Annotated in this window: 10 protein-coding genes; 8 read left to right on the forward strand and 2 right to left on the reverse strand. The window is 72.8% G+C overall.

What is annotated here, in order from left to right:
• Positions 1-3: 3 nt before the first annotated feature.
• Positions 4-804 carry an Rv1486c family protein gene (locus ADK60_RS25155; RefSeq protein WP_045940065.1) on the reverse strand — a complete coding sequence of 267 codons (801 nt, stop codon included), beginning with the start codon at positions 802-804 and terminating at the stop codon, positions 4-6.
• Between the two features lie 148 nt (positions 805-952).
• Between ADK60_RS25155 and ADK60_RS25160 the strand changes: the two genes are divergently transcribed.
• From ADK60_RS25160 to ADK60_RS25190, 7 genes are all read left to right on the forward strand, one after another.
• The gene (locus ADK60_RS25160) at positions 953-1,744 is read left to right on the forward strand and encodes an ABC transporter ATP-binding protein (protein WP_045940066.1); all 792 of its coding nucleotides are present in this window, start codon (positions 953-955) and stop codon (positions 1,742-1,744) included.
• A 233-nt stretch (positions 1,745-1,977) separates the two neighbouring features.
• The gene (locus tag ADK60_RS25165; protein ID WP_030398242.1) at positions 1,978-2,400 is read left to right on the forward strand and encodes an NfeD family protein; all 423 of its coding nucleotides are present in this window, start codon (positions 1,978-1,980) and stop codon (positions 2,398-2,400) included.
• 10 nt (positions 2,401-2,410) lie between these two features.
• Positions 2,411-3,463: an SPFH domain-containing protein gene (locus ADK60_RS25170; RefSeq protein WP_030398241.1), complete on the forward strand. Its 1,053-nt coding sequence runs from the start codon at positions 2,411-2,413 to the stop codon at positions 3,461-3,463.
• A gap of 176 nt (positions 3,464-3,639) precedes the next feature.
• Entirely contained in the window at positions 3,640-4,398 is a 759-nt protein-coding gene (locus ADK60_RS25175; RefSeq protein WP_053649072.1) for a sulfite exporter TauE/SafE family protein, read from the forward strand.
• 17 nt (positions 4,399-4,415) lie between these two features.
• Positions 4,416-4,592: a DUF1272 domain-containing protein gene (locus tag ADK60_RS25180; RefSeq protein WP_053649074.1), complete on the forward strand. Its 177-nt coding sequence runs from the start codon at positions 4,416-4,418 to the stop codon at positions 4,590-4,592.
• Between the two features lie 38 nt (positions 4,593-4,630).
• A complete protein-coding gene (locus tag ADK60_RS25185) occupies positions 4,631-4,933 on the forward strand; it encodes a 4a-hydroxytetrahydrobiopterin dehydratase (RefSeq protein ID WP_053649076.1) in 303 nt (100 codons plus the stop codon).
• Positions 4,934-5,068: 135 nt separating this feature from the next.
• The gene (locus tag ADK60_RS25190; protein WP_053649077.1) at positions 5,069-7,012 is read left to right on the forward strand and encodes an outer membrane protein assembly factor BamB family protein; all 1,944 of its coding nucleotides are present in this window, start codon (positions 5,069-5,071) and stop codon (positions 7,010-7,012) included.
• Positions 7,013-7,109: 97 nt separating this feature from the next.
• Here the strand turns inward: ADK60_RS25190 and ADK60_RS25195 are convergent, their stop codons facing one another.
• Complete coding sequence (locus ADK60_RS25195) at positions 7,110-7,646, reverse strand: HNH endonuclease (protein ID WP_045940078.1); 537 nt, start codon at positions 7,644-7,646, stop codon at positions 7,110-7,112.
• 343 nt (positions 7,647-7,989) lie between these two features.
• Here ADK60_RS25195 and tyrS point away from each other — a divergent pair, with 343 nt between their 5' ends.
• Entirely contained in the window at positions 7,990-9,252 is a 1,263-nt protein-coding gene (gene tyrS, locus ADK60_RS25200; RefSeq protein WP_045940079.1) for a tyrosine--tRNA ligase, read from the forward strand.
• Positions 9,253-9,583 lie beyond the last annotated feature (331 nt).

Here is a 9,583-nt window from a genome sequence, read left to right on the forward strand (position 1 = left end):
CGCTTACGGCTCCCGCTCGTCCACCAGCGCGTTGTACGCCGCCACCTGGGCCCGGCGGGCCGTGCGCCACAGCGGCGCCAGCGCCTCCTGCCGGGCCGCCATCTCGGAGGCGCTCACCGCCGCGCCGTGGCCGCCGGAGGCGATCGACAGCAGCGCCGCCACCTGCCGGGCCGACTCCAGCACCCGCACCGCGCGCGGCGGGTACCCGGGCGCCAGCAGTTCGGCGTGCCCGCGCCGCCGGTACGCCTCCAGCGCCCGCAGCGACTCCGGTCCGGCCCCGGCCACGTCCAGCCGGGTCAGCAGCACGGTGGCCCGGCGCAGCCCGTCGGCCAGCTCGAACTCGGCCTCGTGCAGCGAGGGCACATCGGCCGGCGGCGCGTCGTTCACCTCGGCGCAGCGCCACAGCACGGTCGCCGACCGGTCCCCGGGCGGGCCGAACACCTCCACCTCGGGCACCAGCCCCAGCGGCACCCCGACCGCCAGCACGGCCTCCCCGGCCGCCAGCGCGCGCGTGTTGAACGGCGCCGGGCCGGTCAGTCCCAGCGGGTGCCCGGCCGACGGCAGGGCCAGCCGCAGGCCCTTCACCCCGAGCACCCGCAGCCGTCCCAGCGCCCAGGTGAGCCCGTGCCGCTCGTCCGGGCCGTCCCCGGGCAGACCGGTCACCCGGTGGCTCTCGTCGGCCCCCAGGACCGCCGCGGCGGCGTTGTCGGGCGGCACCAGTCCGGCCAGCAGAGCGTTGCCCCAGGCGGCCAGCCGCCCCGAACGGGGCTCTTCGTACGGATTGTCGGCAGGTGTGGCGAGCATCCGGCCAGCCTACGGAATCGGCGGACACCCGGGTGGCGTAGGTTTGCCCATGCGCGTGCGGCGCACCCAATCCCGTGCCCACCGGCCGCCGGGACGGGACGCCGCTCGCACCGACGGCCGTATATCTGTTTTTGGGGAAGGCATAGGCATGAGCGACGTGCTGGAGCTGGTGGACGTTTCCGTGGTCCGGGAGGGGCGCGCACTGGTCGACCAGGTCTCGTGGTCCATCTCCGAGGGCGAGCGCTGGGTCATCCTCGGCCCGAACGGCGCGGGCAAGACCACCCTGCTGCAGATCGCCTCCTCGTACCTGTTCCCGACCTCCGGCAAGGTCAGCGTCCTCGGCGAGAAGCTCGGCGAGATCGACGTCTTCGAGCTCCGCTCGCGGATCGGCCTGGCCGGCGCGGCCATGTTCGACAAGCTGCCCGCCGAGCAGACCGTGCTGCAGACGGTGCTCACCGCCGCGTACGGCATGACCGTCACCTGGCAGGAGTCCTACGAGCAGGCCGACGAGTCCCGCGCGCTCGCCCTGCTCGACCGCCTCGGCATGGCCGGCATGACCGACCGCCGCTTCGGCACCCTCTCCGAGGGCGAGCGCAAGCGCACCCTGATCGCCCGCGCCCTGATGACCGACCCCGAGCTGCTGCTGCTCGACGAGCCCGCCGCCGGCCTGGACCTCGGCGGCCGCGAGGACCTCGTCCGCCGCCTCGGCGCCCTGGCCCAGGACGAGTTCGCGCCGGCCATGGCCATGGTCACCCACCACGTCGAGGAGATCGCCCCCGGCTTCACCCACGTCCTGATGATCCGTCAGGGCAAGGTGCTCACCGCCGGACCGATCGACACCGAGCTCACGGCCCGCAACCTCTCCAGGTGCTTCGGCCTCCCGCTGACCCTGGAGCGCCACGGCGACCGCTGGTCCGCCCAGGGCCTGCCGCTCGGCTGAACCGGCCCGGCCCGGCCCGCACCGGCCCGGCCCGCACCGGCCCGGCCCGCACCGGCCCGGCCCGCACCGGCCCGGGCGGGGCCCTTCCGCGGCCCGACCGGGCCTCGGCCGGACGCCACTGAACTCCGCTGAACTAGGCCGAACCGGAACCGGTCGCACGTGCGACCGGTTTCCGCCCCTCCACCTGCGGGAACTGACCGCCTCATAGGCCCTTCCCTCCCTAGGATGGACACGTGGACAGCTGGATCTGGTGGCTCCTGGTCGCCGTCGGCCTCGGCATACCGTTGGTGATCACCACGATGCCGGAGCTCGCGATGTTCGCCGTCGGCGCGCTCTTCGCGGCCGGCGTCGCCGGTCTGGGCGCCGACGTGGTGTGGCAGGTGCTGACCTTCGTCGCGGTCTCGGTCGCGCAACTGGTCGTCGTCCGCCCGATCGCCTACCGGGCACTGCGGAAGGGCCCGCAGATCAGAATGGGCATCGAGGCGCTCAAGGGCGCCACCGCGGTCGTCGCGGAGAAGGTCGACGGGGAGGGCGGTCGGATCAAGCTCAACGGTGAGATCTGGTCGGCCCGCGCGCTCCACCCCGAGCAGGTGTACCAGCCGGGTGAGCAGGTCGACGTCGTCGAAATCCAGGGCGCGACCGCCCTGGTCGTCTAGGGGAGAGTCCGTGGAACCCGTCCTTATCGTCCTGGTCGTCCTGGTCGTGGTGGCCTTCATCGCGCTGATCAAGACGATTCAGGTCATCCCGCAGGCCAGCGCCGCGATCGTGGAGCGCTTCGGCCGCTACACCCGGACGCTCAACGCCGGCCTGAACATCGTGGTCCCGTTCATCGACCGGGTCCGCAACCGGATCGACCTGCGCGAGCAGGTCGTGCCGTTCCCGCCGCAGCCGGTGATCACCCAGGACAACCTGGTGGTGAACATCGACACGGTGATCTACTACCAGGTCACCGACGCGCGGGCGGCCACCTACGAGGTCGCCAGCTACATCCAGGCGATCGAGCAGCTCACCGTCACCACGCTGCGCAACATCATCGGCTCGATGGACCTCGAGTCCACCCTGACCTCGCGCGAGGTCATCAACGCCGGCCTGCGCGGCGTCCTCGACGAGGCCACCGGCAAGTGGGGCATCCGGGTCAACCGGGTCGAGCTGAAGGCCATCGAGCCGCCGACCTCGATCCAGGACTCGATGGAGAAGCAGATGCGCGCCGAGCGTGACAAGCGCGCCGCGATCCTCACCGCCGAGGGCAACCGGCAGTCCCAGATCCTGCGCGCCGAGGGCGAGAAGCAGGCCGAGGTCCTCAAGGCCGAGGGTGAGGCCCAGGCCGCCGTGCTCCGCGCCGACGGTGAGGCCGCCGCCATCCGGACCGTCTTCGAGGCGATCCACGAGGGCGACGCGGACCAGAAGCTGCTGGCCTACCAGTACCTGCAGACCCTGCCCGAGCTGGCCAAGGGCGACTCCAACAAGCTCTGGATCATCCCGAGCGAGGTCGGCGACGCGCTCAAGGGCCTGGGCGGCGCCTTCACCGGTCTGACCGGCGGCGCCAACGGCAGCGCGATGGCCGCTCCCACCGCGGCCCCGGCCGCCCCGCCCGCCGCCACCCAGGTGCCGATCGACCCGGCCGCCGGCCCGCGCCCGCTGGACACCGACACCAAGGGTTCCGCCCGCCCCCGGATCGACCCGCTCCGGGAGTACCGCAAGAACGACCCCGAGCAGTAGCCCGCGCGGCCTGCCCGTCGCTCCACCGAGGGCCCGCCTCCCGTACCGCACGGGGGCGGGCCCTCGGGTCTGTTCGTCCCCGGTGTGTCCTACGTCCCGAATCCTGGTCGAGGCTGGTACCGGCACCCGTCCGTCCGGCATGATCGCGACGGCAGGACCCCAACGGGAGGTGGCTCATGACGGTCTGGGAGGCGATCGCCGTCCTGGTGGCGGGCGTCGGCGCGGGGATGATCAATGTGATCGTCGGCTCCGGCACCCTCATCACCTTCCCCGTGCTGCTCGCCGTCGGACTCCCGCCGGTCACCGCCAACGTCTCCAACTCCTTCGGGCTGGTCCCCGGTTCGGCCAGCGGCGTGCTCGGCTACCGGCGCGAGCTGGCCGGCCAGGGCGCCCGGCTCGCCCGCTTCGGCACCGCCTCCCTGCTCGGCGGCGTCCTCGGCGCCTACCTGCTGATCGAACTGCCCAGCGCCGCCTTCGACGCGATCGTCCCGGTGCTGATCCTGCTCGCCCTGGTCCTCGTGGTGCTGCAACCCCGGGTCGCCAAGGCCGTCGCGGCCCGCCGCCGCCCCGACGGCGATCCGCACGGCGGCCCGCTGCTGCTCGTCGGAATCTTCCTCACCGGCATCTACGGCGGCTACTTCGGCGCGGCCCAGGGCGTCCTGCTGCTGGCCCTGATGGGCATGATGCTCCAGGAGGACCTGCAGCGGATCAACGGGGTGAAGAACGCCCTCGCGATGATCGTCAACAGTGTCGCGGCGCTGTTCTTCCTCTTCACCTCGACCGTGAACTGGACCGCCGCCGGGCTGATCGCGGCCGGCTCGCTGATCGGCGGCATGGTCGGCGCCAAGGTGGGCCGCCGCCTCCCGCCGCAGGCGCTGCGCGCCGTCATCGTCGTCGTCGGCCTGGTGGCCGTCGTCAAGCTGCTCGCCACCTGACCCGGAGGGACCCCGGCATGGCCCTGGAAATGCGACCGATCTGCGAGCGCTGCGAGGTGTCGCTGACCCCGGAGGGCCCGGCCTCTATATGTTCCTACGAGTGCACGTTCTGCGGGCCGTGCACCGAGGAGATGGCCGGCGCCTGCCCGAACTGCGGCGGCGAGCTGGTCGCCCGTCCCCGACGGACGGGCTGACGACCGACCGGCCGCCGGCGACAGGACAAGGAGAGCCGATGAGCCGCGAACGGCTGACCGAGGACGAGACCACCGCCGGGCTGGCGGGCCTGCCGCACTGGACGCGCGAGGGCGACAGCATCGTCCGGACCGCCGACGCCCCCGACTTCCCGGCCGGGATCCGGGTCGTGGCGGCCGTCGCCGAGGCCGCCGAGGCGATGGACCACCACCCGGACATCGACATCCGTTGGCGCACCCTGCGCTTCGTGCTCTCCACCCACAGCGCCGGGGGTCTCACCGCCCTCGACCTCGCCCTCGCCGCCCGGATCGACGCCGCCCTCGCCGCCGAGTCCGCCCGGTAGGCGGATCCACTGCTGGACCGCCGGACCGGTGCGGTCGGGCCCCGTCCGACCACACCGGAACCGTCCGCTCCGCCCCGCTCCGGGGGCGTGAGATGCTGACTGCCGCATTGCAGGCGGTCGGGAGGGACGGAACGGATGGCTCAGGATCCCCTCGGCGACGGCCACCCGCAGCAGTGGTACCCGCAGCAGGCGCCCCAGGAGTGGCCCGCCGGACAGCCCGAGCACCCCGAGCACCCGGAGCACGCCGAGTACCCGGCGTACCCCGACGGGACCGGGCAGGCCCACGCCGAGTACCCGGCGCAGCAGGCGTGGCCGGGGGAGTACGGGCAGCAGGCGTACGGCCAGCACGGGTACGTGGAGCAGGGCTACGGCCAGCAGGGGTACGCGCAGCAGGGTTACGTGCAGCAGGGCTACGCCACTTACGACCCCCACACCTCCCGGGCCGGGTACGGCCACGGCCACGTCGCTCAGCAGCCCTGGTCCCACGGCGCCGTCGACGGACCGGACCAGCACCAGCAGTACGCGCCCTACGTCGTGGTCCCGCAGCAGCCGACCGGCGGGGAGCTGTACGCCCCCGCCGGGGCCGAGTACTCCGCCGACGGCTATGTGCGACTGGAGCCGGAAGCGGAGCCGGAGCCCGTCACCGAGCCCGCGCCGGAACCGGAACCCGAGCCGGTGGCGCCCTCGTCGCGGCGGGCGGACCGCACCGCCGGCCGGTCCGGCCTCGCCGCCAGGGCCAGGGCCGCCGCGGACGCCGTCGTCGCCGCCGAGCACACCCCCGGCCGCCGGGCCCTGCTGGTGCGCACCGGGGCGGGTGTCGCCGCGCTCGGTGTCCTGGTCGCGGCCGGTCTCATGGTCGGCCTGGAGGGCGGCGGCTCCGCCGACAACGCCACCGGCGGCGAGCCGGGCTTCACCGTCGCGCACACCCGGACCTGGGCCGCCGGTTCCGCTGTCGCCCAGTCCGGCGGTGACGACACCCTGGTCGGCAGCTGGCTGCTGGCCGGCACCGTGGTCCGCGCCGACGCCACCGGCGTCCGCGCCTACGACCTCACGGACGGCCGTCCGACCTGGTCGATGGAGCCGCCCGCCGCCGGCGCCGTGCCCTGCGGCCTCTCCCCGACCGTCAACCTGACCGGCCTCGGCGCCGTGCTGTTCCGGCCCCGGGCCGACCCCAAGAGCCCCTGCTCAATGGTCGCGGCCGTCGACACCGGCACCGGCCGGACGGCCTGGACCAAGTCGCTCTCCGACGCCAAGGGCGCCTACGGGGCGAGCGTCGGGGTCACCGACGACAAGGTGATAGCGGTCGGCGACAGCCACGCCGTCGCCTGGGAGGCCACCGGCGGCAACGACCTCTGGCAGTACACCGGGCAGGGGAAGTTCTGCACCCTCTCCGGCGGGGCGTCCGGCGGTACCGTCCTGATCGCCAGCTCCTGCGCCGACTCCGCCCCCGTGGACCAGGCCGTCGCGCTGAACGCCGTCGACGGAAAGGTCACCTGGTCGCGCGCCCTGAACAACCGGCCGAGGACCGCGACGGTGCTCTCGGTCGAGCCGCCGGTGGTCCTCACCACCGGTGAGAAGCCCGAGGACGACCGGGTCCTCGCCTGGGGCGCCAACGGCGACCCCGCCACCGAGATCCCGGTCGCCGGCTCCGGGGGCCGACTCGACGTCGCCCACGGGATGTTCTCGGCCACTCCCGGGGCCTTCTTCCAGGACCGCACGATGATCACCACGGTCGCTCCGGCGAACGGCGCCGGCGGCTCCGTCGCGGTGGTCGGCTACGACCTCGACAGCGGCAAGCAGCGCTGGCGGACCACCGCGCGGGAGAAGGGCGCGGCCCGGGCGGTCGCGGTGGACCGCGGCGCGCTGGTGCTCGCGGTCGACGAGCGCCTCGACCAGCCGGCCCACCTCAGCCGCTTCGCCCTGGCCGACGGGCGCCAGACGGTCGGCGGCAACTTCCCGCCCGGCACCGGCTCGCTGCTGGTCTCCGGACGGGTGCTGATCGGCGGCGGCCGGGTCGTCGCCGTTCCCGAGCACTCGACCAACTTCGGCACCGCGACCGGCTACCGGGCCCAGGAGTAGGGCCCACGCCCTGACCCGGCCGCGCACCGACTTCCCCCCGTCGATGCGCGGCCGAGCTTCCCCCGGTTCCCCCGTCCCCGCTGGTCCGGGTGCCGCCTCAGGCGGCGGAGGGCGCGGCCGACGCGACCACCTGGGCCGGCAGCCAGGCGGCCAGCTCCCGGACGTCCGCGCCGCGCAGGCCCAGCGCCATCATCAGGGTGGCCTGCGGCGTCGGCACGAACGGCCGGCGGAGCAGCTTCATCCCCGCCTGCTCCGGCGTCCGGTCGGCCTTGCGCTGGTTGTCCTCGGAACAGGCGGCCACCGTGTTCATCCAGGTGTCCGTACCCCCGCGCGACCTGGGCTGCAGGTGGTCCACCGTGGTGGCCCGCCGCCCGCAGTAGGCGCACAGGTGCTGGTCCCGGACGAGCACCCCGCGGCGGGACCACGGAGCCTGTTGTCGGAACGGCACCCGGACGTAGCGCTGGAGTCTGATCACCCGCGGCACCGGCACGGTCACCCCCGTCCCGCGCACGGTGCGCAGTGGGTGAGCCTGCTCGACCACGGCCTTGTCCTGGAGCACCAGGACCACGGCACGCTGGAGCGACACCGTCGTCAGCGGCTCGTAGCTTGCGTTCAGAACCAGCGTGCTGCGCACCTCGGCCACCCTTCCGCGGGCGTGCCACGGCGGCACGACCGTCTCCACACACGTCACTGCCGCCGCGCGGCGGTGGGACCACTCTGAAGGGGCACGGGGCCGTCGAACAACGGAATTTCCGGTGTCGCCGAGGGGCACGGCCACGAGCGGACCGACGGGAATCGGATCCGGCCGGAATCGGCCCCTCCCGGAATCCGGCCTGCCCGGCGCGTCCATGCCAGTGCGGAGAAAACTCGTTGGCCGGGACCGCGTAGGCTCTACAAAGCTGGAGTCGTCCCGCACCCGGGCCCGGACGAACCGGGCCCGCACCGGGCGGGCGCCCGATCGAAGGAGAAGCGTGACCGTGACGGACATCGTCGACGAGCTGCAGTGGCGTGGGCTGATCGCCCTGTCCACCGACGAGGACGCACTGCGCAAGGCGTTCGCGGACGGCCCGGTCACGTTCTATTGCGGCTTCGACCCGACGGCCCCCAGCCTGCACCTCGGCAACCTGGTCCAGATCCTCACCATGCGCCGCATCCAGCAGGCGGGGAACCTCCCGCTCGGCCTGGTCGGCGGCGCCACCGGTCTGATCGGTGACCCGAAGCCCACCGCCGAGCGTGTGCTCAACGACCCCGAGACGGTGGCCGGCTGGGTCGAGCGGCTGCGCGGCCAGATCTCGCGGTTCCTCGACTTCGAGGGCCCGTACGCGGCGCGCATGGTCAACAACCTGGACTGGACCTCCGGGATGTCCGCGATCAGCCTGCTGCGCGACGTGGGCAAGTACTTCCGCGTCAACAACATGATCGCCAAGGAGGCCGTCGCCCGACGGCTCAACTCGGACGCCGGCATCAGCTACACCGAGTTCAGCTACCAGATCCTCCAGGGCATGGACTACCTGGAGCTGAACCGCCGCTACGGCTGCAGCCTGCAGACCGGCGGCAGCGACCAGTGGGGCAACCTCACGGCCGGTACCGACCTGATCCGCAAGGCCGACGGCAAGTCGGTGCACGCGCTGGCCACGCCGCTGATCGTCAAGGCGGACGGCACCAAGTTCGGCAAGACGGAGTCCGGCACGGTCTGGCTCGACCCCGAGCTGACCACTCCGTACGCCTTCTACCAGTTCTGGCTGAACGCGGACGACCGGGACGTCCCCAACTTCCTGCGGATCTTCAGCTTCCGCTCGCAGGAGGAGGTCGAGGAGCTGGAGCGCGAGACCACGGAGCGCCCGGCCGCCCGCCTCGCCCAGCGCGCGCTCGCCGAGGAGCTGACCACGCTGGTGCACGGCGCCGAGCAGTACGAGCGCGCGGTCGCCGCGTCCAAGGCGCTGTTCGGCCAGGGCGACCTCGCCGACCTGGAGGCCCCGACCCTGGCGGCGGCGCTGGCCGAGGTCCCCAAGGCCGAGGTCACCGAGCTCCAGCCGATCGTCGACCTGCTGGTCGCCGTGGGTCTCTCCCCGAGCCGTTCGGCCGCGCGCCGGACGATCAAGGAGGGCGGCGCCTACCTCAACAACGTCAAGGTGACGGACGAGGAGGCGGTGCCGGCCGAGGCCGATCTGCTGCACGGCCGTTGGCTGGTCCTGCGCCGCGGCAAGCGGAACCTGGCCGCCGCCGAGTTGATCAAGTGACCGAAACCCGACGCCGCTGACCTGCGGCTTCGACTCTCAGGGGCGGGATCCAGCCGGATCCCGCCCCTGATGTTTGACGATGTCCTCCAGGTGGACTAGTGTTGAACGAGTCGCTGAAAACGGCCCCCATCGAGTGCGTGTCGCTCGGAGCATGAATTTCGAGTAACACTCGGAATGCGCTAATGTGGAGGACGTCGCAAGAAAGCGACCCCGGCCAGTTCGGGAAATCCGATGAATGAAACTCCGGAAAACGGAGCGGAAAACATCTGATAAGCTGGAAACACGAAAGAACGAAGCGCCCGGAGGGCCGGTGTGAAAGCCGCCTGAAGGA

Origin of the sequence: Streptomyces sp. XY431, assembly GCF_001279805.1 — a bacterium.
GTDB classification, from domain to species: domain Bacteria; phylum Actinomycetota; class Actinomycetes; order Streptomycetales; family Streptomycetaceae; genus Kitasatospora; species Kitasatospora purpeofusca.

What these genes read in the sequence shown, in the direction of transcription:
- ADK60_RS25190 (WP_053649077.1), top strand. Translation starts at nt 5,069, where the DNA reads ATGGCTCAGGATCCCCTCGGCGACGGCCACCCGCAGCAGTGGTACCCG.
- ADK60_RS25185 (WP_053649076.1), top strand. Translation starts at nt 4,631, where the DNA reads ATGAGCCGCGAACGGCTGACCGAGGACGAGACCACCGCCGGGCTGGCG.
- ADK60_RS25155 (WP_045940065.1), bottom strand. Translation starts at nt 804, where the DNA reads ATGCTCGCCACACCTGCCGACAATCCGTACGAAGAGCCCCGTTCGGGG.
- ADK60_RS25180 (WP_053649074.1), top strand. Translation starts at nt 4,416, where the DNA reads ATGGCCCTGGAAATGCGACCGATCTGCGAGCGCTGCGAGGTGTCGCTG.
- ADK60_RS25160 (WP_045940066.1), top strand. Translation starts at nt 953, where the DNA reads ATGAGCGACGTGCTGGAGCTGGTGGACGTTTCCGTGGTCCGGGAGGGG.
- ADK60_RS25175 (WP_053649072.1), top strand. Translation starts at nt 3,640, where the DNA reads ATGACGGTCTGGGAGGCGATCGCCGTCCTGGTGGCGGGCGTCGGCGCG.